Source organism: Kitasatospora sp. NPDC022856 (genome assembly GCF_055561235.1).
In genome coordinates this window covers 24759-48839 of record NZ_JBVHHE010000035.1, presented here as the reverse complement: position 1 = coordinate 48839, position 24081 = coordinate 24759, and the positions used below count along the sequence as shown (strand labels likewise).

Here is a 24081-nt window from a genome sequence, read left to right as displayed (position 1 = left end):
CCCGGCCCGCCGGACGGACCGCCCCGGAGCCGGGCACCCGCACCGGGTCCGGTGCGCGCCGCCGGGCCCGGGCTCCCGGCGCCTCAGCCCGGGAGGCCGTCGCGGATACGGCGGGAGACGGTGACCTGCTGGAGGTCGAGCAGCCCGGGCGGCTCGGCCAGGCCCGGGCCGCCGGCGTGCACCCACTCGGCTATCTCCTCGACCATGTCGTCCGCCAGCACCCAGCCCAGCCAGACCGGGCGGCCGCCGGCCGCGCGGCCCTCGCTGGACGGGCCGACCACCACGACGTTGGAGTGCGCGCACGCGTCCAGGCACTTGACCGCGCGGACCTTGCCCGCTCCACCGACGGCCTCGCGCAGCCGCTCGTACTGGCCCGCGTGGTCGACGCCCGGGTGCTTCTCCTGGGTGCCGCAGCAGCAGCCCCGGCAGACGGTGACGGTCACCGGGGCCGCGGGCCCCTTCCCGCCACCGCGCTCGCGGTCTCGACGGCTCATCGGCTCAGCGCTCCTCGTGGTTCCCGGCCCCGGCGCCCGGGGCTTCCTGGTGGAGGGCCCGCAGCCACGCCCGTTCGCGCAGCAGCCGCAGGCCGTTGAGGCCGACGATCACGGTGGAGCCCTCGTGCCCGGCGACACCGAGCGGCAGTGGCAGCGTACCGGCCAGGTCCCAGACCACCAGGACGGTGATGAACGCCCCGGCGATCGCCAGGTTCTGCACGACCAGCCGGCGGGCCCGCCGGGAGAGCGCCACCACGGCCGCCACCGCGGTCAGTTCGTCGCGCACCACCACCGCGTCCGCGGTCTCCAGGGCGAGGTCGGACCCGGCCCGGCCCATCGCGACCCCGCTGTGCGCGGCGGCCAGCGCGGGGGCGTCGTTGACGCCGTCCCCGACCATCAGCACCCGGTGCCCGCCGTCGGCCAGTTCGCGGACCGCCGCCACCTTGTCCTGGGGCAGCAGCGCGCCCCGGACGTCGGTCAGACCGACCTCCCGGGCGAGGTGTTCGGCGGCGAGCCGGTTGTCGCCGGTGAGCAGCACCGGCGGGCGGCCGGTGAGCGCGGCCAGGCCCCGGACGGCGGCCGCGGCCTGCTCGCGCGGGCGGTCGGCGAGGCCGAGCACGCCGACCGGCTCCCCGTCGCGCAGCACCAGGACGGCGGTGCGGCCGGCCGCCTCCAGCTCGGCGACCGCGGGGTGCCCGCGGTACGGACCGGGGGCGCCCACCGCGACCACCGCGCCGCCGACCACGGCCCGCACGCCGATCCCCGGGGTGGCGGTGAAGTCGGTGGCCGCGGGCGGCACCAGGCCGCGCTCGCGGGCGGCGGCGACCACCGCCCGGGCCAACGGGTGCTCGCTGGGGTGCTCGGCGGCGGCCGCGAGGGAGAGCAGCTCGGCCTCGGTGACGCCCAGCGGGCGCAGCTCGACGACCTTCGGCGTGCCATCGGTGAGGGTGCCGGTCTTGTCCAGGGCGACGGTGTCCACCTGGCCGAGCCGCTCCATCACCACGGCGGACTTGACCAGCACGCCGTGCCGGCCGGCGTTGGCGATGGCGGAGAGCAGCGGTGGCATGGTGGCCAGCACCACGGCGCACGGCGAGGCGACGATCATGAACGTCATGGCGCGCAGCAGGGTGGCGGTCAGCTCCGCGCCGAGGGCGAGCGGGACGGCGAAGAGCAGCAGGGTGGCGGCCACCAGAGCGGCGGCGTAGCGCTGTTCGACCTTCTCGACGAAGAGCTGGGTGGGCGCCTTGGTCTCGGAGGCCTCCTGCACCATGGCGACGATCCGGGCGATCACGGAGTCGGCGGCGTCCCGTTCGACCCGGATCCGCAGCGCGCCGCCGCCGTTGAGGGTGCCCGCGTACACCTCGTCGCCGGCGGACCGGGCGGCGGGCAGCGGTTCGCCGGTGATGGTGGCCTGGTCGACCTCGCTGCTGCCGTCGAGGACCCGGCCGTCGGCGCCGATCCGCTCGCCGGGGCGGACCAGCACGGTGTCGCCGACGGCGAGTGCGGCGGTGGGGACGGTCTCCTCCCGGCCGTCGGCGGTGAGCCGGCAGGCCGTGGCGGGGGCGAGGTCGAGCAGGCCCCGGACGGAGTCGGCGGTGCGGGCGGTGGCCAGCGCCTCCAGGGCGCCGCTGGTCGCGAAGATCACGATCAGCAGGGCGCCGTCCAACGGCTGGCCGATGGCCGCGGCGCCGAGGGCGGCGACCACCATCAGCAGGTCGACGTCCAGGGTCCGCTCGCGCAGCGCCCGCAGCCCGGCCAGGGCGGGCTCCCAGCCGCCGGCCAGGTACGCGGCCGCGTACAACGCCCCGGACGCCCACCCGGGGCCGTCGAGCAACCGCACGGTGAGGGCGGCCAGGAAGGCCGCGGTGGCGGCGGCCGCCCAGCGGGCCTCGGGCAGCGCGAGCACCCGGGTGCGGCGCGGGGGCGCCGTCGCGGGGGCGGTGGGGACCGGCGGTCGGGTGAGCACGGTGGCGGACATGTCCGCCACGATACAGGAACATATGAACACACTTTCATTCGTTCCTGCGTGCCGGGCCCCGCCTGAGCCCCGCCCCGTAGGATGCCCCCATGGGACACGCAGCCGCCGAGAACGCCGTGCCGCAGATGCGCCTGGACGCGTCGAACGCGGCCAAGGTGGCGAACACCCTCCAGGCCCTGGCCACCCCCTCCCGCCTGCTGATACTCGCCCAGCTGCGGGAGGGCCCGCGGGCCGCCACCGAACTCGCCGACGCCGTCGGCATGGAGCAGTCCGCCTGCTCCCACCAGCTCCGCCTGCTGCGCAACCTCGGCCTGGTCGTCGGCGAGCGCCGCGGCCGCTCGGTGGTCTACTCCCTCCACGACGACCACGTCGCCGCACTCCTCGACCACGCCGTCTACCACGTCGACCACCTGCGCCTCGGCGTCACCGACGACCGGTAGGGCTCACTCCGGAGCCCCGCGGCTCAGGGCATCCGCCACTGCTGGTAGGCGTTGCCCGGCGTGCACGCGGTCATGGTGGCCTGCCTGCCCGCGCCGTTGTCGGTCAGGCAGGTCGACCCCATGTAGTCCTTGAGGTAGTAGACGCCCTGGGCGCCCGCGCCGACCACCGACCAGTTGGCCATGAAGCTGAACCCCGGTGAGAGCAGCACCTTCTGACTCGACGTGTTCGAGAAGTCGGTGTCCTGGACGAGGACCGGCCCGCTCAGGCCGCACGCGTGGATCTCGTACCAGCCGCCCGGGTTCGGGTCCGAGCGCACCCAGCCGTAGGCGGTCGTCCCGCCCACCACGACGGCGCCGCCCGGCGACGGGCCGGCGGCGGCCAGGCCGAGCTTCTGGCCGTCGGCCACGTTGACGATGTCGCCCCACCGGCTGCCGCCGCACCCCGCGGGCACGGTCGGCGCCGACGGCTTGGCCTCCGGCGGCTTGGGAGCCTCGGGGCTGGGCGCCGGCTGGTTCGGCGCGGGTGCCGACGGGGCGGGCTGTTGGGGTGCGGGCGCCTGCGGCGCGGGCTGGTTCGGCGCGGGAGCCGCCCCACCGCCCCCACCGCTGCCGCTGCCGCCCGTCTTCGGCGAGGTGCCGCCCGACCCACCGGCGGACCCTCCGGAGGACCCGCCGGCCGACCCCGTGCCGCCGCCCGGCTTCGGTGCCGCGCCCGGTGCCGGGACCTCCGGCGCGCCGCCGGCAGGCGGCACGGGCGCTCCGCCGGCCTCGGGCTCCGCGGCCGGTGGAGCGCCCGGCGTGGGCTCCGCGCCCGGCGCCGGCGTGGCCGGGAGCTCCCCGGTCGGCGACGCGGTCGCCGCCGGGCTGTCGGTGAGCGGGCCGGCGGACACCGACACCGCCGGCTGCGCACCGGGCTGTTGCGTCTGCGTCTGCGTCCGCGTGTGGAACGGGCCCCGCTCCACCAGCACGACCGTGGCCGCGCCACCGGTGATGACCACCGGAATGATGACGGGCACCAGGAGGCGGCGCCACCGCCGGCCCGCACCGGGCTCGGCGCCGGTCCGGCGTGCCACCCGGGCGACCTCGGCCGCCGGGGCGCCGGCCGCCGGGGTCCCGGGCACGGCGGGCGGGACGGGGCGCACCACCGCGGCGACCGGCGCCGACCTGTCGCCGACCGCCTCCCGTGCCGCGGCCGCCATCGCGGCGGCGTCGGCGAACCGGTCCCCCGGCTGCTTGGCAAGCGCCCGGGCGACGAACTCCCGCACGGCCGGCGCGAACTCACCGGGCAGCTCCGGCGCCGGCTGCTGGACGTGCTTGAGCGCCACCTCGACCACGCTCTCGCCGGTGAACGGCGGCGTGCCGGTCAGCAGTTCGTAGCAGACCACGCCGAGCGAGTAGAGGTCCGAGGCCGGCGTGACTCCGCCGCCGCCGGCCTGCTCCGGGGCCATGTACAGGGCGGTGCCGACCACCACGTTGGTCGCCGTGAGCGTGGTGCTCACCAGCGCCCGCGCGATGCCGAAGTCCGTCACCGTCACCCGGCCGTCGTCCCCCAGCATCAGGTTGGACGGCTTGACGTCCCGGTGCACGATCTCCTGCTGGTGGGCGGCGTGCAGCGCGTCGAGCGCCCTGGCGAGCAGGCTCAGCGCCCGCTCGGGCGGCATCGGGCCGTCCTCGGCGAGGGCCTTGTCCAGCGGCCGCCCCTCGACGAGCTCCATCACGATGTAGGCGATCCGCTCGCCCTCGGCGCCGTGACCGGCGTCGCCGCCCTGCTCCCCGTAGTCGTGGACCTCCACGATGCCCGGGTGGCTGATCGCCGCGAGCAGTTGGGCCTCGCGCCGGAACCGCGACGCGAACGTCCCCTCCTCCAGCAGTCCCGCGTGCAGGACCTTGACGGCGACCTGCCGCTCCAGCACCCGGTCGTCGGCGCGCCAGACGGCGCCCATGCCGCCGCCACCGATCCACTCGGTCAGCGCGTACCGACCTCCGAGCACGGTCCCCCGACCATTCATGCCCCGCCCCTTCGCAGTGCCCCGCCCCAACGGGTCGTCACCAACACGGCCTGTGCTGCCACCACTCTCCCCCGCCCGCCGCGCCACCGGTACCGGTCGGACCCGGCCGTTCGGGCCGCGGCGAGCATCAGACGCTACCGGGCAGGGTCGGCACGGCCCCGCCCGGGGCCGGGTGGTGGTCGCCGAACGGCCGGTGACGGGCGCGTCGGTGCGGGCACCCGGGGCCGACCGGTCCGGTCCGGCTCCGCGTCGGCCGCAGCGCGCTCCCGGGCCAACTCGACAGCAGCCCAGGGCTGTTGCGGTGCGAAGGCCGCCGCCCGTTACGCCGTCGCGGCCGCCGCCGCCCGGCCCGCCGTGCGGCCGGAGAAGAGGCAGCCCCCGAGGAAGGTCCCCTCCAGCGAGCGGTAGCCGTGCACCCCGCCGCCGCCGAAGCCGGCGGCCTCGCCGGCCGCGTACACGCCCTCCAGCACCTCGCCGCCGGGCCGCAGCACCCGGGCGGAGAGGTCGGTCTCCAGCCCGCCGAGCGACTTGCGGGTCAGGATGCTCAGCCGGACGGCGATCAGCGGGGCGGCCGCCGGGTCGAGGATGCGGTGCGGAGCGGCCGTGCGGATCAGCTTGTCGCCCAGGTAGCGGCGGGCGCCGTGGATGGCGGTGACCTGGAGGTCCTTGGCGAACGGGTTGGCGAGCTGCCGGTCCCGGGCCTCGACGGTGCGGCGCAGCTCGTCCGGGTCGATCAGCGCCTCGCGCGTGCGGGCGTTCATGCCGCGGGCGAGGTCCGCCAGGTTGCCGGCGACCACGAAGTCGGGTCCGTGCCGCAGATGGGCGCGGACCGGGCCGGGGGCGCCGGGCAGCGCGCGGCCGAGCACGCCGCGCACCGAGCGGCCGGTGAGGTCGGGGTTCTGCTCGGAGCCGGAGAGGGTGAACTCCTTCTCGATGATCTTCTGGCTGAGCACGAACCAGGTGTGGTCGTGCCCGGTGGTCCGGAGGTGTTCGAGGGTACCGAGGGTGTCGAAGCCGGGGAAGAGCGGGACGGGCAGCCGGCGGCCGCGGGCGTCCAGCCAGAGCGAGGACGGGCCGGGCAGGATGCGGATGCCGTGCCGGGCCCAGATCGGGTCCCAGTTCTCGATGCCCTCGGTGTAGTGCCACATCCGGTCGCCGTTGATCAGGTTGCCGCCCGCCTCGCCGGTGATGCCGAGCATCAGGCCGTCGACGTGGGCGGGGACGCCGGAGAGCATCCGCTCGGGCGGGGTGCCGAGCCGGGCGGGCCAGGCCTTGCGGACCAGGTCGTGGTTGCCGCCGATGCCGCCGGAGGTGACGATCACGGCCTGCGCGCGGAGTTCGAACTGGCCGGCGACCTCGCGCGAACTGGCTTCGCCGCGCGCCGCGTTGCTGGGCGCCAGCACCTCGCCGGCGACGGTGTCGGTGACCCCGGCGTGCGCGGAGAGGCCGGTGACGCGGTGGCGGAACCGCAGGTCGACCAGGCCGCGTTCGGCGGCGGCCCGGACCCGGCGGACGAAGGGTTCGAGCAGGCCGGGCCCGGTGCCCCAGGTGATGTGGAAGCGGGGAACGGAGTTGCCGGGTCCGTCGGCCAGCAGCCCGCCGCGCTCGGCCCAGCCGACGACCGGGAAGAACCGCACGCCCTGGGCGCGCAGCCAGGCCCGCTTCTCCCCCGCCGCGAAGTCGACGTAGGCCTCGGCCCAGCGGCGCGGCCAGGCGTCCTCGGCGCGGTCGAAGCCGGCGGTGCCCTGCCAGTCCTGGAGGGCGAGCGCGTGCGAGTCGCGGATCCGCATCCGGCGCTGCTCGGGCGAGTCGACCAGGAAGAGACCGCCGAAGGACCAGTGCGCCTGCCCGCCGAAGGAGGCCGCGGGCTCCTGGTCGAGCAGGATCACCCGCCGTCCGGCGTCGGCGAGTTCGGCGGTCGCGGCGAGGCCCGCGAGACCGGCTCCGATGACGATGACATCGGCGTCCAGGGCCATGCGCTCTCCTCCATCAGTGGTCCGGCGGTGCGGCCGGTGGTCCTGCGGTGCGGCGTTCGGGCGGTGCGGCGTGCGCCCGATACTGCGGCCTGCGGCGGGGCGCGTCAACCGGTGAGTAACAAGCTGCGGCGGCAATTCCGCTCCGAGGCGTTTCGGAAATACCTCCGATACACGGTGGAGCGTTATTCCGAAATGCTTCTGACGGGTTTTCGGGAATTTCCGCACCGGGCATGGACGCATTCGAAACCTGGCGGTAACTTACCTGTCAGTAGTAAAGCTGTGGCCCGGCTGGCGCGACCCCCACTCGTTCTCTCTCCCCCAGGAGGAACCCGTGCTCAGCCCTGCCCGGAAACGCCGTACGACCCGGACTTCCCGGAAGCCCGCCCTGCTCGCCGCCGCCGCACTGGGCGCGGCCCTCGCCCTGACCTCCACCAGCGCGCAGGCCGCCACGCCCGCCCCCCGCCACTACGTCGCCCTCGGCGACTCCTACGCCGCCGGCGCCGGGGTGCCCGGCCAGTCGGCCGGCCTGTGCCTGCGCTCCGACCGCAACTACGGCCACCTGGTGGCGGCCGCCCTCAAGGCCACCGCCTACACCGACGTCACCTGCGCCGCCGCCAAGGTGAAGGCGATGACGCAGCCCCAGTACGACGCGTTCATCCGGGTCAACGACCCGCAGTTGGACGCCGTCACCGCCGACACCGACCTGGTGACCCTCGGCATCGGCGGCAACGACCTCGGCGCCACCGACCTCGGGCTCGGCGAACTGGTCGGGGTCTGCATCGCCGGCGCGGCGGTCAACCCGCTGGGCACGCCCTGCAAGGACGTCTTCCACCACGGCTACTGGGACTGGTCCAGCTGGTCCTGGCAGTACGGCAACGACGACCTGGCCGACCGGATCGCCGCCGCCCGGCCGCAGATCGCCGACACCCTGAAGCGCGTCCACGCCAAGGCCCCCGGCGCCAGGGTCCTGCTGGTGGGCTACCCGTCCGTGCTGCCGGCCGACGGCTCCGAGTGCTTCCTGCGCCAGCCCGTCACGGCGGGGGACGTCGAGTACATGTACGGCGTGCTCGGCCAGTTGAACGCCATGCTCAGGTCCACCGCGGCCGCGGGCGGCGCCACCTACGTGGACACCGCCACCCCGACCGTCGGCCACGACGTCTGCTCGGACGACCGCTGGATCGAGGGCGCGCTGCCGGGCTCCCCGGCCGTCCCGTTCCACCCCAACGCCACCGGCGAGAAGGTGATGGCGGACGCCGTGCTCGCCGCCCTGAAGTAGCCGCGGGCGCGGGCGGGAACCCCGAGGGGGCGGCGACCGGAACTCCGGTCACCGCCCCCTCGGTCGTGCCGCGGGCCCTACGGCTTGATGCGGACCACCTGCGGGTCGTGGTCGCTCGCCTGGACGGCGAACTCGCTGTTGATGTGCACCACGTCGTACTTGGCGTACCCGACCTCGGGGCTGACCAGGACGTGGTCCAGCACCTGCGAGTTGCCCTGGTAGACGTAGGAGTACTGCTCCTTCTCCGGCAGCTCGTTCACCAGGTCGCGCAGCACGCCGTCCTTGGTCAGCGCGGCCAGCGCGGGCGAGAACTGGTAGTCGTTGAAGTCACCGAGCGAGACCACCTTGGCCTCCTTGTCGGCGGCCAGCAGCTTGGCCACGAAGGCCTGCTCGACCGTGGCCTGCTTGAGGCGCTGCACCTCGGAGCTGCGGGCCGGGGCCTGGAAGCGGCTGTCGATGCCCTGGTCGCCGCCCTTGCTGTTGAAGTGGTTGGCGATGACGAAGACCTTCTTGCCGCGGAAGGAGAACTGGCCCACCAGCGGCTTGCGGCTGTTCACCCAGGCCTCGTCGGCCGGGGCGATCCGGCCGGGCGAGGCGGTCAGCGCGGTGGCCGCGCCGGTGCCGGCCACGTCCACCGCGGCGGTGGCGCTGCCGCCGGCGATGTCGGTGAAGGAGACCCGCTGCGGGTTGAAGAGGAAGACCTGGCGGATGTTGCCGCCGGGCTCGCCGCCGTCCTTGCCGTCCTCCGGGTCGATCGAGCGCCAGTCGTACGCCGGACCGCCGGCCGCCTTGATGGCGGCGACGAACCTGGCGACGGTCTGGCTCGCGTCCACCGTGCCGTCGCTCTTGGCGCCGTTGTTGTCCTGGATCTCCTCCAGGGCGAGGACGTCGGGCGAGCGCAGGTTGGTGACCACGGCCTGGGCCAGCTCGGCGAACTTGGCGTCCGGGTTGCCGGGCGCCAGGTTCTCCACGTTGTAGGTGGCGATGGTCAGCTCGCGGTCGGCCGGCTGCGCGGTCACCTCGCGGGCCAGGTGGTTGTCCTGGAGCGCGCCGAGGGTACCGGCGACCAGGGTGTAACCGCCGAAGCCGTTGTAGTCCAGCGGGCCGTCGGTGGTGCCGGTCAGCACGTCGCCGACGTTGGCGACCGGGAACGGCTGCTGGGCGGCCGGCGCCTGCTGCTGCACCATCAGACGGCCGACGTTCGGCTCCTCGTACGACTCGTACAGCACGCCGCCGCGCCGGCTCTTCTGGTCCTGCTCGTCGGCCGCGACCCAGAGCTCGTTGTACTTGTCGGTCGCCTGGATCACCCGGACGTCCTTGACCTGGACGCGCATGCCCTCCAGCGACTCGTAGAAGTCCAGGGTGTACTTCTCCGGCTGGAGCGGCAGGGACTCGACGGTGCCACCGGCCGGGGCCTGCGGGGCGTAGGTGCCGGGGATGTTGCGGGTGTCGACCTCGACCGCGGCCGGCAGCGGGTTGCCCGAGGAGAGCACGGTGACGGCCGGGCCGCTGAGCTGGGTGAGCGACTGCGAGCCGCCGTTGAAGTTCGGGTAGTACTCCGTCACCTTGCCGGTGACCAGCACCGAGTCGCCGACCTTGACGGTCGGGTTGGCGCTGCCGGTGTAGACGAAGACGCCCTCGCTGGTGGCCGGGTCGGCGTCCGGGTTCGGGTCCTGGATCCAGAAGCCCTTGGAGCCGTAGCCGCGCACGCCGGTGACGATGCCGGGTACGCCCGCGACCGTCTTGCCGGTCCGGCTCGACAGCCGGGTGGTGCCCTGGATGTCGTGGATCCGGACGGTGCCCGGCTCGGTCGGACCGGTCGGGGTGGAGCCCTCGGCGACCTCGCCCTTGCTGTTGGTCGGGCTCGGGGCGCCGGCGGCGAGGTCCGCCGCGTTGTCGTCGGTGTCCGCGAGGCCCGCCTTGCGGGCCACCGAGGCGGTGTTGGAGGCGCCGGCGGCGGCGGCCGAGCCCTCGTGGACGACGGCGGTGCCGAAGCCGACCAGGTCCCGCACGCGCGGGTCGGCGGCGCAGTCGGCGGCGGTCCTGCAGGTCAGCGGGTCGGTGCCGCGGACCAGCGCGACGGTGCCGCTGGTGCCCGACAGGGCCAGCGAGCCGGCCGCGTCCGGGGCGGGCAGGTCGACCGTGCCGGCCGCGCCGGCCGCCTCGGCGACCAGGTAGCGGGTGCCGGGGGCGATCGCACCGGTCAGCGGGGTGACGCCCCACTGGGAGTTCGCGCCGGGCGTGCCGGATATGTACTGCACGCTCCAGCCGTCCAGGCCGAAGGCGGCGCCGCCCTTGTTGGCCAGCTCGATGAAGTCGTTCTTCAGCGTGGCACCCGAGTTGCCACCGCCGCCGTACACCTCGGCGATCACCGCGTCGGCCGAGGGCGCGGCCACCGCGGCCGGCAGCGGGACGAGCACCAGCGAGACGGCCAGGCCGGCCGGAAGGAGGGTCGCGCGGAGCAGGGTGCGGCGCGACCGCGGGCGGGAAGCGGGGGAGGTGGTCACCTGGACGGGACTCCTTGGTTCGTCGTGGCGCGCAGCGGCACGGCAACGGGGGTGGCACGAGTGGCCCGGCAGTCGTGGGGCCGCCGGGACGTGAGGGTGGGTCAGACGGGCGCGAGTGCGCTACCCGCGTAGAGGCGCGGGCCCGGGGATCCTGGACGGCCCCCCGCAGCGCCTTAAGATACGCGCGTAGAAAATGACGCGACAAGACCTCGGCGGTGAACAATCGAGACCGTCGGCGAGATCACACCCGAAGCTGTGACGCGCGCGACAGGTTGGGCGCCCGGCGGGGTCCCGCCGCCGCCCTGACGGTCACTCCCGGGGCCGAGGGGATGCCGCTCCCGGCCCCGCCGGGCCGCCCCGTCGGACCGCCCCGGCGGGGCCGACCGCCCGACCGCCGCCCGACCGCCGCGGCCGCGACCGCTGCTAGAGCCAGCCGCGCTGAGCGGCCTTCAGGCCCGCCTCGAACCGGCTGCCCGCGTCCAGCCGCTCCATCAGCGCGGCCATCTGCCGGCGCACCGTCCGCACCGAGACCCCGAGCCGCTTGGCCGCCGCGTCGTCGGTGAGCCCCGTGGAGAGCAGCCGCAGCAGCTCCCGCTCACCGGCGCTCAGGCCCGTGCCGGCGTCCTCGGCCCGGTGGGTGCCGAGCGGGACGGCCGTCTCCCAGGTCTGCTCGAAGAGCGCGACCAGCGAGGCGACGATGCCCGGCTCCTCGGTGCACAGGGCGCCGAGCCGGGTGTTCTCCGGGTCGATCGGCACCACGGCGGTGGAGCGGTCGAAGACCAGCATCCGGGGCGGCAGCACCGGTGCGGTGCGCACCCGCCCGCCGAGACCGGTCATCCACTGCGCGTACCCGAGGGTCTCCGGGTCGTTGCGGACGCTGTCCTGGTAGATGGTGCGCAGGCTCACCCCGCGCACCAGGGCGTCCTCGTCCAGCGGCCGGGAGGCGGCCAGGCTGGCCGCGGACTGCGCGCCGCCGGGCATCACCGCGAGGCACTCGGAGGTCAGCCGGGCCGTCAGCACCTCCAGCTTGGCCTGGATGGCGTCCAGGCCGACCAGCCGCTCGCCGCCGTCCACCAGGGTGCTGGCGCGCAGCGTCGCGTACTCGGCCACGGCCCGCGCCACGGCCGCCTTGGAGACGGCCAGCTCCTGCTGGCGCCGGGCGAGGTCCTCCTCCTGACGGCGCAGCAGGAGCTCCAGTCCGCGTTCCGGGCTGACCGGCCAGAACGCCCCGGGGCGGTCCCGCGAGGCGCGCAGCAGGGTGAGGTCGGCGAGCCGGTCGAGTGCCTCCCGGACGGCGCGTTCGGGCAGCCGGAGCCGCTGGCACAGCTCGACCACGCCACCCTCGGGGTCGGCCAGCATCTCGCGGTAGACGGCCTCCGCGGTGGTGTCGAGGCCCAGCAGTTCCAGCACTTCAATGACCCCTGCTCGTCGCAATGGGATTATCGGGCGATCTGCGGCTCGATCCTTGCGCCGTGGCACCGGCGTCACAAGGCATGATCCGGTCAAGCGGCTCGGGTGTACGCCGGCCCCCGACGGGGAACCACGCCGACAGCCCCGCCGGAACGGTACCCGGGGGTGTCGCCGGAGGGCACCGGCAGCGGCCCTGGCGAGCGGTACCGCCACCGCGCCCACGGCCCCGCCGGCGGACCGGCCGACGGGGGCGGGCCGGCCGGTGAGCGCATCCGCGGGGATTTCGCCAGGAGGTTGCAGCTTGCTGCCTGGCCTGTTGCTGCCCGCCGCCGCCCCTCCCGCCCGGGGGCCGCCACCGGGGAGGATTCCCCGTGCGTGCACCCTCCCCCGCGCTCCAACGCCCCGCGCTCGCACACCTCCCCCGCGCTCTGCCCCTTCGCGCCCTGAACCACTGTGCCCAGAACAGGAACCGCCGTGCCCAAGACCGTCCGGCTGCTCGCCGCCGCCGCCCTCGCACTCTCCCTCGCCGGCGTCTCCGCGCCCGCCTTCGCCGCCCAGCCGGCCGCCGTCACCGCCGGCGTGGCCGCCGACACCGGCATCGGCTGGGACCACCCGCTGCCCGCGGCGATCGGCTGGGACACCACCCCCACCGGGAATCCGGGCATCGGCTGGGACTGATCCTTCGGTGTTCCCCGTCCACCTGACCCTCCTGGACGTCTCCGCCGCGCCGACGGGCGAGGCGGGGGCCGCCGACGTCCAGGCAGCTGTGTGGGGGTGCGCGGGGCCGGGCGACGGTCTGGAGCACGTGCGCGCCTGCGCCGTCCCGGGGGGTGTGGGACTGGTGCTGTACGTCCGCGCGCCGGACCAGGGCGTGGCCGAGCTGCGGGCGCTGTCCCTGCTCGACCGCACCCTGGCGGCCGGCCCGACCGGCCGCTTCGCGCCCGCGATGCCCTGACGGCACCGCCGGCGCCGCTTTCCGGCCTTCCGTAGGGGTTTCCACCGATCCCCATCCCTCGGAAATTTGGCCGATTTCGAGCGCTCGCCGCTCCGACCGGGTGCCCGGCACCCGCGCTCCGTCCCCCCGGGGGGTCGGCCGGCCGGTCCGGGCGGGCTGCGAGCGAGCGCCCGGCAGGCTCCGGGCGGAGCCGGGACGATGCGGACGGACACAGACGGACGGACGGACGGACAGACCGAACGACGAAACGGCGGGCCGGTCCGGGGTTCTCCCCCGGACCGGCCCGCCGTTCGCGCGCTCCGGCCGGCCGGCGCCGACCGCCCGCCCGCGGAGCCCCGCCGCTACTCGGCCTTCTCCGCCGCGCTCGCCAGGCCCGCCGACCACTTCTCCTCGACCCGGCCGAGCTTCCAGTAGGCGATCGCCGCCGCCCAGGTGAGCACGAAGAGGCCGACGATGGCGTAGCCGACGAAGTTGAGGTCCAGCTCGCCGATCCAGGCGACCGGCCCGCTGGTGATGTCCAGCTTCTCGCCGAGCAGCCCGATCAGCTCGATCGAGCCGATGACCAGCGCGACCAGGACGGAGAGACCGGTGACGGTCAGGTTGTAGTAGATCTTGCGGACGGGCTTCGAGAACGCCCACTCGTAAGCGAAGTTCATGAACGACCCGTCGATGGTGTCCAGCAGGCTCATCCCCGCCGCGAACAGCACCGGCAGCACCAGCAGCGCGTACCAGGGCAGCTGGAACGCGGCCGCGCCGCCCGCCAGGACCAGCAGCGAGACCTCGGTCGCGGTGTCGAAGCCGAGGCCGAACAGCAGGCCGACCGGGTACATGTGCCAGGGCTTGGTGACGGCCCTGGTCACCCGGCCCAGGATGCGGTTCATGAAGCCGCGCTTGTCGAGCTGCTGCTCCAGCTCGGCCTCGTCGAACTCGCCCTCGCGCATCTTGCGGAAGACCTTGAGGATGCCGTTGAAGGCGCCGAGGTTGATCAGGCCGATGAGCAGCAGGAACGTCCCGGAGACGGAGACGCCGATCAGGCCGGTCGTGTCGTGCAGGGTGGAGTCGTCGGACTCGACCTGGCCGGCCAGCGACTGGATGCCGAAGGCGAGCAGCGCGCAGAGGCCGAAGACGATCGAGGAGTGCCCCAGCGAGAACCAGAAGCCGACCGAGAGCGGTCGCTTGCCCTGGCCCATCAGCTTGCGGGTGGTGTTGTCGATGGCCGCGATGTGGTCCGCGTCGAAGGCGTGCCGCATGCCGAGGGTGTAGGCGGTGAGGCCCATCCCGGCGCCGAACACCTGCCCGCCGACGTCGTAGTGCTCGGGTGCGATGACCGCGAGGAGGGTGAACCAGCCGATCACGTGCAGCGCGAGGATGAAGCCGCCCATGCCGGCCAGGCGGATCCACTCCTCACGGGTGAGCCGGTCGCGCCATCTGACGGCGGTGGCACCTGCGGCGGGGCTGGACATCGTGTCGTCCTTTCGGGGGAGCGGGCGAAGCTGGGCCATCTTTCCCTCGGCGAGGAAGTACTTGCAAGTCATACGCAAGTACTGGTCCGGGGCGGTCGGGACGTCTCGGCGCGCGGAGGGCGCATTCCGGAAGCGCTCCGGTCCTCCCAAAGATCGCCATGTACCGTACAAATGCCCGTAACCTCCGGAGGCTTTCACCGGGCGGCCCGCGTGCGGATACTCGGATCTACGCGCGAATACTCGGGCGCCGACACCTCAACTCCCCACGGAGGAACGGCACATGATCCGCATGAGAACGGCTGCCGCCCTGGTCGCCCCGGCCCTCCTCGCGGCCGGCCTCTCCGGCCTGGCCCCCACCGCCTCGGCCTCCCCCACCGCCCGCACCGCGGCCGGCACCGCACCCGCCCCCACCGCGGCCACCGCCGCCGCCCCCCACCGGGTGCTGTTCGACAACACCAAGGCCGAGACCGCCGGCAACGCCGACTGGATCATCTCCACCAGCCAGCCCGACCCGCTGGCCCAGAACGCCAGCCCCAGCACCGAGAAGAGCTGGACGGGCGCGCTCTCCGCCTGGGGCGTCGCCCTGCAGAAGACCGGCCAGTACAGCCTCAAGACCCTCCCGGCCGGCTCCACCATCAGCTACGGCACCGGGGCCGCGCTCGACCTCGCCAACTTCGACACCTTCGTGGTGCCCGAGCCGAACGTCCGCTTCAGCGCCGCCGAGAAGGCCGCCCTGATCCGCTTCGTGCAGAACGGCGGCGGGCTCTTCCTGATCTCCGACCACAACCAGAGCGACCGCAACAACGACGGCTGGGACTCCCCCGCCGTCATCAACGACCTGCTCACCAACAACGGGGTGGACAACGACGACCCCTTCGGCTTCAGCGTCGACGTCAAGAACATCTCCACCGACAACCCGCGCGCCGTCAACGACCCCGCCGACCCCGTCCTGCACGGCGCCTTCGGCACCGTCACCGGCTCGATCCTGCGCTCCGGCACCACCTTCACCCTGAAGCCCGCCGACAACCCCTCGGTCAAGGGCCTGCTCTACCGGACCGGCTACAGCGGCACCACCGGCGCCTTCTTCGTCACCAGCGGCTACGGCAGCGGCCGGGTCGCGATCTGGGGCGACAGCTCCCCGGCCGACGACGGCACCGGGCAGTCCGGCAACACCCTCTTCAACGGCTGGAACGACCCGGCCGGCACCAACGCCGCCCTCGCCCTCAACGCCACCGCCTGGCTCAGCAAGGCCTGACGCCCCCGTCGCGCCCCGCCGGGGCCCGCTCACCAGGACAGTGCCGGCATCCTCCCCTAGGGTCGGACTGCTGACGCCTGCGGCGCGGGCGGGCTCCGGCCCGCCCGCACCGTGGCCCGCCGAACGGGCCCCCCGCCACCGGGGCCCCGCCGATCCGGGACTCGATGGGAGCGGCCATGCCCTCGTACTCCTACCGCACCGTCCGCGAGGACGTCCGCGTCCCGCTGCCCGACGGCACCGAGCTGTACGCGCGGCTCTGGCGCCCGGTGACCGACGACCCCGTCCCCGTGGTGCTGGAGTACTCCGGCGGGCGCCTCACCGACTGGACGGCCGCCGACGACGCCCGCCGCCACCCCTGGTACGCCGGCCACGGCTACGCCGCCGTCCGGGTCGACGCCCGCGGCTGCGGCAACTCCGGCGGCCGGCCCGACGACGGGGCCGGCGAGCAGGACCTCACCGACGGCGCCGACCTGCTGCGCCGGCTCGCCGCCGAACCCTGGTGCACCGGCCGGATCGGACTGCTCGGCAGTGGAGCGGCCGGCGCCGGCGCCCTGCGGCTGGCCGCCCGCGCCCCGGACGCCGTGCACGCCGTGGTCACCGCCTGCCCCGACGGCGGCCACCGCCTCGGCGGCGCCGCCCTCGCCGCCGACCTGCACACCCGCGCCGGCGCCCGGCTCGCCGACGCGGCCCGCCCCCCGGACCCGCAGTACGTCGGCGACGACTGGCGGGCGATGTGGCGGGAGCGGCTCGAAGCCCTGGAGCCGGACCTCCCCGCCCGGCTCGCCGCCGGCTGGGGCGAGCCGCCGGCCACCGCCGCCGTCCCCACCCTCGCCGTCGCCGGCTGGGGCGACCCGTCCTGCGCCGCGGTCCTGCGCCTGCTCGCCGCCGGTACCGCCGCCGTCCCCGTCCGCGCCCTGCTCGGCCCCTGGCCGCACGGCCTGCCGGACGACGCCCTGGCCGAGACGCTGCGCTGGTGGGACCACTGGCTCAAGGGCGCCGACACCGGCGCGCTCCGGACGCCCGCCCTGCGCAGCTGGACCGGCGACCGCTGGACCGCCGCCGACCCCTGGCCCTCGCCCGACGTCCGCACCGTCCGCTACGGCCTCGACGGCCCGCTGCGCACCGCCGGCACCGCCTCCGACGACCGCTACGTCCACGTCCGCTCCCCGCAGCACACCGGCCTCAACGCCGGCGCGTACGTCCCGCTCGGCCGCCCCGCCGACCGGCCGCCGGACCAGCGGGAGGAGGACGGACGCTCGGTCTGCTTCGACTCGCTGCCGCTGCCCGAACCGCTCGAACTGCTCGGCGCCCCGTCCCTGCGGCTGCGCCTGCGCCCTCCGGCCGAGGCCGGACCGGTGATCGCCCGCCTCTGCGCCGTCGCCCCCGACGGCACCTCCACCCTGCTCGCCCGGGGCGCCCGCCTCGCCACCCCGCCCGGGCCGGACATCACCGTCGAGCTCGCCCCCGCCGGGCTCACCGTCCCACCCGGCCACCGGCTCCGGCTCGCCCTCTCCTCCACCTACTGGCCGTGGCTCTGGCCCGACCCCGAGCCCGCCGGCTTCGGACTCGACCCCTCCCACAGCGCCCTGACCCTCCCCGTGCGCCACCTCGCCGCCGACCCCGGCACCGCCCCCGTCGTCCTCGCCTCCCCCACCCTCCCCCTGCCACCGCCCGTCCACGTCACCGAACCGCTCACCGCCCGCCCCGAACGCCTCACGGTCCACGACATCGCCCGCCACGAGTGGCGGACCGAACTCTCCCCCGCCACCGACGGCACCCGCACCCACCCCGACGGCCTGGTCCGTGACGAGCACACCGTCACCGCCTACCGGATCCTCACCGCCGCCCCCACCAGCGCCCAGGCCCGCAGCGACCGCACCGTCCGCCTCGAACGCCCCGCCATCGGCTGGGACATCACCCTCCGGACCCGCACCGAACTCCGCTGCACCCCCACCCACTTCCTCACCCGCACCCAGCTCACCGCCCTCGAAGCAGGCGACATCGTCTTCACCCGCGAGTGGCAGCAGCGGATCCCCCGCACCGCACCGTGACCCACCCCGCGGGGCGGACATCCGGGCGCCCCGCGCCGCCACCGGTCCCGGCGGCGCGGGGGCGGGGTCAGGACCGCCAGACGGAGGCGGTGACGATCGCCTTCAGCTGGTCGAGGCTCAGCGCGGGGGTGCCGGGCCGGGCGGTGTAGCCGTTCTCGCCGTTCTGCTCGTAGAGCGACACCTGGCGGCCGTCCGGGTAGTACACCGCGGCCGCCCAGTGCAGGACCGGATCGACGGCGGTCTTGCCGTTCCCGAACCGGTTGACCACCACCAGTGTCCCGTCGGCCAGGATCTCGCGGACCTCCAGCGGGGTCGGCGGACCGGACAGCGCCAACTCGCGGTCCTCCCGCCCGCGCGCGCTGGGCGGCCCCGTGTGCACCGTCAGCAGGCCGGTCCGCTCCTCGGCGGTCACCAGGAGGTTGGCACTGTCCCCGCCCGGCACCGGGGTCTGCGTGGTACCCGGCGGCAGCAGTGGCACCAGCCGGGCGAGCAGGTCGGCCGCCGCCGGTTGCGCCACCGCCGGCCGCGCCGCTCCGCGCCGGCGGTGAGCGCGTGCAGCGCCGGCGGTGAGCGCGTGCAGCGCCGGCGCCGGTGCCAGGGCGGCCGCGCCGCGCAGCGCGCGGGCGAAGTCGGCCCCGAGGGCGTCCGTAAGCCCACCCTCGAACTCGTCGTCAACTGGCATGGCGGACCCTCGCCTTCTCGGTGGTGGAGCCCGGCTCGCCGGCCCCGGGCGGACGGCGGCGAAGTCGTCGCCGAGTCTGTCGCGCAGCCGGGCGAGCGCCCGACTGCTCCGGGAGCGCACGGCCGTACTGCTCAGGTGCAGTGCCGCCGCCGTCTCCTCGATGCTGCGGTCCTCCCAGAACCGCAGGACCAGCACGGCCCGGTCCGGGGCGGACAGCTCCCCGAGCGCCCGCAGCAGCGTCAGCCGCAGCGCCGGATCCGGGTCGTCGACGGCGATCTCGGGGAAGGTGTCCACCACTTGCTCGGAGCTGCTGCGCCGGCGCCGGTGCGAGAGGAAGGTGTTGACCAGCACGGTCTGCGCGTAGCCGCTCGGGTTGTCGAGCCGGGCTATCCTGCGCCATTTCACGAAGATCCGGCCGAGCGCCTCCTGGACGAGGTCCTCGGCCAGGTGCGCGTCACCGCCGGTCAGCAGGAAGGCGGTGCGCAACAGCTGCCGCCCGCGTGAGGCGACGAAGTCCGGGACCTCGGACGGCGCCCTCGAAGGCGAGACGGCCTACGCCAACCGGCCAGGCCAACGCGTATGCAAAACAAGGAACTTGGGCGGCGATCCGACCCCCGGAACCGGCTTCGGACGGTACCCTGGCTCACCCGCGATGGGCGCGGGCGGCAGGGGGAACGTATGGGAGTCAGGAATCCGTCGATCGAGGAGCGGTACTCGATCGCGCTGGGGTGCCGGGTGAGCGTCGAGGCCGGGTTCACCGCCACTAGGGTCAACTGGAACATCGGCATCATCTCGGGCGAGGACCGCAAGCGCCCTCAACGGGGCAGCGCGGTGGCGTCGTTCACCTGCGATCGGTGCCGGCGGGCGTTCTGCGCCAGGGTCGAGAGCCGCCCCACGGCGCTCCGGAAGCGGTGGATCTACCTGGTGGTGGGGGCGGCGCTGCTGCTCTCGCTGGCGGTCGTCGTTCCGATGCTGGTCCAGCTGGGCGGCCAGACCGTGGACGAGAACGACCCGGACGCGACGGACGGCTTCGGCCTCCTGTTCCTGTGGGCCTTCCTCGCGTTCGTCTTCGGGCTGAGCTTCTTCCGGATCGGCTGGTCCTACCCCGGCATCAACAAGTTCCGGCTGGTGGGCGCCGACGGCAGGCGCAGCGTCTGGGTGAAGGGGCACCGGCTGTTCTGACCCGCGAACGGCCGCCCGGTCGGGGACCGGGCGGCCGAGGGGACTACGGCGCAGGCGTCAGCTGGTCTGCAGCGCCGTGTCGTCGATCACGAAGCTGGTCTGCAGCGAGGCGTCCTCGGTGCCCGCGAACTTCACGGTGACCGTCTGGCCCGCGTAGGACGAGAGGTCGAAGGTCCGCAGCTGGTAGCCGGCCGCCGCGTCCGCGTTGGAGTAGGTCTTCAGCGCGGTGCCGTTCACGGAGACGGTCAGCTTGTCGTACGCCGTCGAGCCGGTCTCCGCCGTGTCGATGTGCAGGTAGAAGCTCAGCGACGCCTTGCAGCCGGCCGGGACGGCCACCGCCTGCGAGAGGTTGTCCGAGTGGGTGGAGCCGTAGCCGTTCAGCCAGGACTTCCACGAACCGCCGTGCGCGGCCTGCGAGGCGCTGTTGTCCACGACACCGCTGGACGCCGTCCAGGGCGCGGCGCTGCCGGTCTCGAAGCCGGCGTTGCCGAGCAGCTGCGCCGGGGTGCAGGTGCCGCCACCGCCGCCGGAGACCGTCCAGGTGAAGGCGGCGGTGCCGGTCTTGTTGGCGGCGTCCTTCGCGGTCACGGTCACGTTGTAGGTGCCCGCGGCCGTGGCGGTGCCGGTGATCTTGCCGCTGGAGCTGATCGACAGGCCGGTCGGCAGGCCGGTGGCCGTGAAGGTCAGCGGGGCGGTGCCGCCGGAGGCCGAGATCTGCAGGTTGGCCGAGCCGTTCAGCGCGGTGCTCTGGCCGCCCGGGTTGGTGACCGAGACGCTGGTGCCGGCCGGCTTGGTGAGCAGGCAGCCGCTGACGTTGAGGTCGATGACCCGGCCGGTGCCGAGGCAGGTGGTGAACCAGTACGTCTCCTGGCCGTAGCTCTGGCCCTTGGTGGCCTTGGTGGTGCCGTCGGCCGCCACCTCGCACGGGTTGTTGAGGGTGCACATCTGGCCGTCGTCGTTGCCGGTGTTGTTGATGCCGACGACCTTCTTCGTGGCGGCGTCGACGATCGGCGAACCGGACGTGCCGTGCGTGGTGTTGCAGCCCGCGCTGTAGCGCAGCGAGTCGTGCCAGGTCCACTCGTCCTCGCGCAGGGTGTCGACGAACCCGTTGACCGAGCAGTTCCACACCTGCTTCCAGTACGACGAGGGTATGTACATCGCCGAGCCGTCGGCCGGGTGCGTGTCACTGATCGTCAGCGCCGTGGCGCTGAACTTCGAGGTGATGGACGCGAAGGTGTCGGTCAGCTGGTACAGGGCGACGTCGGTGCCGGTCATGGTCGCGTAGAGGACCTTGTCCGCCTGGACGGTGCCGAGCGAGTTGCCCGAGGAGCCGAGCAGCGTGCCGCTGCGGCTGGCACTCTGGTTCTGGACGACCTGTCCGGCCGACGGCATCGTCGGCAGGCAGTGGCCGTTGGTGAGCATCAGGGCCCGGTCGGTGTCCACCGACGAGGGGTAACGGACCAGCGAGGCCGAGCAGTTGCTCAGCGCGATGGTGGACGTCAGATCGCCGGCCTGGACCGCCTGGGCGGGGGTGGCGGCGAGGGTCAGCCCACCCGCGACGACGGCGCTTGCGCCGACGAGGGCGGCAAGTCTCTTGAACATGCTTCTCCTTGTGGGGGATTGCGGGGCGTACGACCGGTCGCGGACGCCCGCGCCGCACGAAAGTGCCATGACCACCTCAACGGGTCAACCATGCCGACAGAACTCGCGCCACCGATTCCGCGCCGCTGCCACGACCTTCGCCGCCCTACGCCCCATCACCCGAGGTCGCAGCACGCGCCCCGCCCCAAACCTGCCACCCGGGAGGCAGGTTCGAGATGTGCACCACATGTCCGCGGCGCCGCCCGCGAGCCTGCCCGGCGGTGCGACGGCAGGACCGGTGCCACCGGGTGAACCGTCAGGTGTCGCAGATTCCGAGGCCCACCCGGGACCTGCCCGCCCCCGCCGGCACCACCTGCACCTGGATCTGCCCGTCCTCGTCGGCACACCGCTCGCCGCCCTGGCGCACGTCACCCGCGACACGGGACGGCACCCCGCACAGGACAACGCCGCCGGCCGGATCGGCCGACGGCGCCGCGGGTACTTCTTGCGCTACGGCTGCGGGAAGGTGTCCTCGTCCACGTCGCTGGTCTTGGCGTTGCCGCCGACCGCCGGCTGGAGGGTGATGGACCACGAGGTGTAGGTGCGACCGGTCTCGAAGGCCATGCTGTCGTCGAACTTGCTGAAGTCGCAGCTCTGGGTGAACGCCTTCAGCGTCGGGTCCCAGTCGACGCCGCCGGCGAAGAAGACGTCGTAGGTGCCGTCCTCGACACCCTCGATGGACGCCTTCTTCCCCTTGCCGACGTAGACCGAGTGGATCGACTTGCCGTTCTGGGCGAGCGAGACCACCGCGTCGGAGCTGCCGCCGTTGTCGACGTTGAGGACGCCCTCGCCCTTGAGGCGGCCCGAGCGGACCATGGTGCCGCTCTCCAGCGACCGGGTCTGGAGCTGCGGGGTCTGCGGGACGTTGAAGGTGGTGGGATACCCGGCGGCGGCCATCTGGGCGAGGGCGGGGGGCACCGCCTTGAGGCCCTCGGAGAGGCCGACCTGGGCGAAGGCCGAGGTGGTGGCGCAGAGGTTCTTCGCCTTGATGTCGCTGCGGACCTTGGTCAGGTCGGTGGAGAGCTGGCCGAGCGCCGTCACCAGCTGGCGCCGCGCCGTGCTGACGGCCGCCGGCTCGCCCGCGAGGCCCAGGCCGCTGCCGGCCGCGGACGCGGCGGTGGCCGCCTCCTGGAGCGTGGTGGCGAAGGCGTCCAGACCGGCGGAGGCGTTGAGCTTGCCGAGCGCGGCGCTGACCGGGTCGATGTAGCTCACCAGGACCGGCCCGTACGGCGGCTTGGTCGGCGTCGGGGTCGGGGTGGGTGTCGGGCTGGGGCTCGCACTGGCGCTCGCCGACGCCGGGGCGCTCTTGCCCGGGCCCAGGCCGAAGGAGTCCGCCCCTCCGGACCCTCCACTGGAGCACGCCGCCAGCAGCAGCGTTGTGCCGGCCGCCAGGCCGACCTTGACGAAGGACTTCATGCCCGCTCCCCCGGTGATCTCTCATGCACGCTCCGTGCATTCCCCGCGGACATGATCCCGAGCCTTTGTCACGCGGTCAACAGGGCGCACAGGAGGCGTGTTGAGGCGCAGGCGGGGCGCATAGAGGGGCGCACGGGACGCCACCGCCCGTCAACTACGATCGGTCACGTGCTCAGGCTTACGGGACTCCCCCTCCAGATCATCGCCTCCCTCCTCGCGATCGGCGTCTTCGCCGCCACGATGTGGCTCTGGCCGAGATTCGGCGGGCGCGGCTGGCAGGCCTGGCTCGGGCGGATCGGCGCCTTCCTCGCCACCCAGATCTCGGTGCTGGTCGCGATGGGGCTGATCGCCAACGGCTACTTCGGCTTCTACAGCTCCTGGACCGACCTCCTGGGCACCAACGGCGGGCCGGGCACGGTGGTCGACCACCAGCCGAACGCCTCCGTCGCCATCACCGGCGAGCAGAAGTTCTACGCCCAGCAGGGCTCCAACCCGGAGCGGGTCGGCCTGATCCACAAGGTCTCCGTCAAAGGAGCGGGCAGCGGCCTGAGCACCGACGGGTTCGTCTACCTGCCGCCGCAGTACTTCCAGCCCGACTTCGCGCAGCAGAAGTTCCCGATGGCCCTGGTCCTGGCCGGCTACCCCGGCACCCCCGAGAAGCTGATCTCGCTGATGCAGTACCCGGCCTCCGCGCTGGAGGCGATCGACCAGAAGAAGCTCCCGCCGACCATCCTGGTGATGATGCGGCCGACCCTCGTCAACAACCGGGACACCGAGTGCGTGGACGTCCCGAACGGCCCGCAGGTGGAGACCTTCTTCACCAGCGACCTGCCCAAGGCGCTCGGCACCACCTACCGGATCGGCACCGACCCGGCCAACCGGGCCGTGATCGGCAACTCCACCGGCGGCTACTGCGCGCTGAAGTTCGCGCTGCGCAAGCCGGACGCCTACCGGGCCGCCGTCTCCCTCTCCGGCTACTACACCGCGCCGATCGACGAGACCACCGGTGACCTCTTCGGCGGCGACAGCCGGCTGAAGCAGGAGAACGACCTGCTGTGGCGCCTGCAGAACCAGCCGGCCGCGCCGGTCTCGCTGCTGCTGGCCACCGCCCACGACGAGAACAACTACGCCGCCACCCAGGACATGGTGAAGGCGTTCAAGGCGCCGACCAAGCTCTCCACGATCACCCTGGACACCGGCGGCCACAACTTCCACACCTGGACGCGGGAGATCCCGCCGGCGATGGAGTGGCTGGGCAAGCACCTGACGATGCCCCAGGCCGCGTAGCACCCGCCGTGCACACCCCACCGCACGGCCACCGCGCACCGACCCGCCGCGGCCGCCGG

General features: G+C 74.1%; 17 protein-coding genes and 2 pseudogenes. 8 read left to right on the top strand and 11 right to left on the bottom strand.

The genetic code is table 11. From position 1 onward, the window contains the following. Positions 1–83: 83 nt before the first annotated feature. The gene (locus ACZ34W_RS31295; protein WP_329487102.1) at positions 84–494 is read right to left on the bottom strand and encodes a (2Fe-2S) ferredoxin domain-containing protein; all 411 of its coding nucleotides are present in this window, start codon (positions 492–494) and stop codon (positions 84–86) included. 4 nt (positions 495–498) lie between these two features. After that, positions 499–2472: a heavy metal translocating P-type ATPase gene (locus tag ACZ34W_RS31290; RefSeq protein WP_465608908.1), complete on the bottom strand. Its 1974-nt coding sequence runs from the start codon at positions 2470–2472 to the stop codon at positions 499–501. Positions 2473–2561: 89 nt separating this feature from the next. On the opposite strand from ACZ34W_RS31290, the gene ACZ34W_RS31285 reads away from it, so the two are divergent. Then, positions 2562–2912 carry an ArsR/SmtB family transcription factor gene (locus ACZ34W_RS31285; RefSeq protein WP_329487104.1) on the top strand — a complete coding sequence of 117 codons (351 nt, stop codon included), beginning with the start codon at positions 2562–2564 and terminating at the stop codon, positions 2910–2912. A gap of 23 nt (positions 2913–2935) precedes the next feature. Here the strand turns inward: ACZ34W_RS31285 and ACZ34W_RS31280 are convergent, their stop codons facing one another. Then, a complete protein-coding gene (locus tag ACZ34W_RS31280; protein ID WP_465608905.1) occupies positions 2936–4921 on the bottom strand; it encodes a protein kinase domain-containing protein in 1986 nt (661 codons plus the stop codon). A gap of 320 nt (positions 4922–5241) precedes the next feature. Beyond that, on the bottom strand, positions 5242–6897 hold the full coding sequence (locus tag ACZ34W_RS31275) for an FAD-binding dehydrogenase (RefSeq protein ID WP_465608903.1): 1656 nt from the start codon (positions 6895–6897) through the stop codon (positions 5242–5244). 331 nt (positions 6898–7228) lie between these two features. On the opposite strand from ACZ34W_RS31275, the gene ACZ34W_RS31270 reads away from it, so the two are divergent. Next, complete coding sequence (locus ACZ34W_RS31270; protein WP_329487107.1) at positions 7229–8173, top strand: SGNH/GDSL hydrolase family protein; 945 nt, start codon at positions 7229–7231, stop codon at positions 8171–8173. Positions 8174–8250: 77 nt separating this feature from the next. Here the strand turns inward: ACZ34W_RS31270 and ACZ34W_RS31265 are convergent, their stop codons facing one another. Next, a complete protein-coding gene (locus tag ACZ34W_RS31265) occupies positions 8251–10680 on the bottom strand; it encodes an endonuclease/exonuclease/phosphatase family protein (protein WP_465608901.1) in 2430 nt (809 codons plus the stop codon). A 423-nt stretch (positions 10681–11103) separates the two neighbouring features. Next, a complete protein-coding gene (locus ACZ34W_RS31260) occupies positions 11104–12090 on the bottom strand; it encodes a helix-turn-helix transcriptional regulator (protein WP_329487108.1) in 987 nt (328 codons plus the stop codon). Positions 12091–12564: 474 nt separating this feature from the next. Here ACZ34W_RS31260 and ACZ34W_RS31255 point away from each other — a divergent pair, with 474 nt between their 5' ends. After that, complete coding sequence (locus ACZ34W_RS31255; protein ID WP_329487109.1) at positions 12565–12768, top strand: hypothetical protein; 204 nt, start codon at positions 12565–12567, stop codon at positions 12766–12768. Positions 12769–12775: 7 nt separating this feature from the next. Beyond that, positions 12776–13045: a hypothetical protein gene (locus ACZ34W_RS31250; RefSeq protein ID WP_329487110.1), complete on the top strand. Its 270-nt coding sequence runs from the start codon at positions 12776–12778 to the stop codon at positions 13043–13045. A 341-nt stretch (positions 13046–13386) separates the two neighbouring features. Here the strand turns inward: ACZ34W_RS31250 and nicT are convergent, their stop codons facing one another. After that, positions 13387–14508 (bottom strand): Nickel transporter NicT, encoded by a 1122-nt coding sequence (nicT, locus tag ACZ34W_RS31245; protein WP_329492064.1) that lies wholly within the window; start codon positions 14506–14508, stop codon positions 13387–13389. Positions 14509–14788: 280 nt separating this feature from the next. On the opposite strand from nicT, the gene ACZ34W_RS31240 reads away from it, so the two are divergent. Together ACZ34W_RS31240 and ACZ34W_RS31235 are read left to right on the top strand one after the other, a co-directional pair. Next, positions 14789–15763, top strand: a complete 975-nt coding sequence (locus ACZ34W_RS31240) for a hydrolase (RefSeq protein WP_465608897.1) — start codon at positions 14789–14791, stop codon at positions 15761–15763. Between the two features lie 176 nt (positions 15764–15939). Continuing rightward, complete coding sequence (locus tag ACZ34W_RS31235) at positions 15940–17814, top strand: CocE/NonD family hydrolase (protein WP_465608895.1); 1875 nt, start codon at positions 15940–15942, stop codon at positions 17812–17814. A 67-nt stretch (positions 17815–17881) separates the two neighbouring features. Here ACZ34W_RS31235 and ACZ34W_RS31230 read toward each other — a convergent pair whose 3' ends face one another. Then, positions 17882–18982, bottom strand: a complete 1101-nt coding sequence (locus ACZ34W_RS31230; protein ID WP_465608893.1) for a SigE family RNA polymerase sigma factor — start codon at positions 18980–18982, stop codon at positions 17882–17884. A gap of 192 nt (positions 18983–19174) precedes the next feature. Between ACZ34W_RS31230 and ACZ34W_RS31225 the strand changes: the two genes are divergently transcribed. Further along, entirely contained in the window at positions 19175–19678 is a 504-nt protein-coding gene (locus ACZ34W_RS31225; RefSeq protein WP_465608891.1) for a hypothetical protein, read from the top strand. A 57-nt stretch (positions 19679–19735) separates the two neighbouring features. Here the strand turns inward: ACZ34W_RS31225 and ACZ34W_RS31220 are convergent. The 3 genes and pseudogenes from ACZ34W_RS31220 to ACZ34W_RS31210 all read right to left on the bottom strand — a co-directional run. Further along, a pseudogene (locus tag ACZ34W_RS31220) lies at positions 19736–20461 on the bottom strand (Ig domain-containing protein); the annotation flags it as partial. Between the two features lie 201 nt (positions 20462–20662). Then, positions 20663–21280 (bottom strand): annotated as a pseudogene (locus tag ACZ34W_RS31215) (S1 family peptidase); the annotation flags it as partial. A 489-nt stretch (positions 21281–21769) separates the two neighbouring features. After that, positions 21770–22735 (bottom strand): hypothetical protein, encoded by a 966-nt coding sequence (locus tag ACZ34W_RS31210; RefSeq protein WP_465608889.1) that lies wholly within the window; start codon positions 22733–22735, stop codon positions 21770–21772. A 168-nt stretch (positions 22736–22903) separates the two neighbouring features. Between ACZ34W_RS31210 and ACZ34W_RS31205 the strand changes: the two genes are divergently transcribed. Continuing rightward, positions 22904–24022, top strand: coding sequence for an alpha/beta hydrolase (locus tag ACZ34W_RS31205; protein ID WP_329487115.1), 1119 nt, complete (start codon positions 22904–22906; stop codon positions 24020–24022). Positions 24023–24081: the final 59 nt, after the last annotated feature.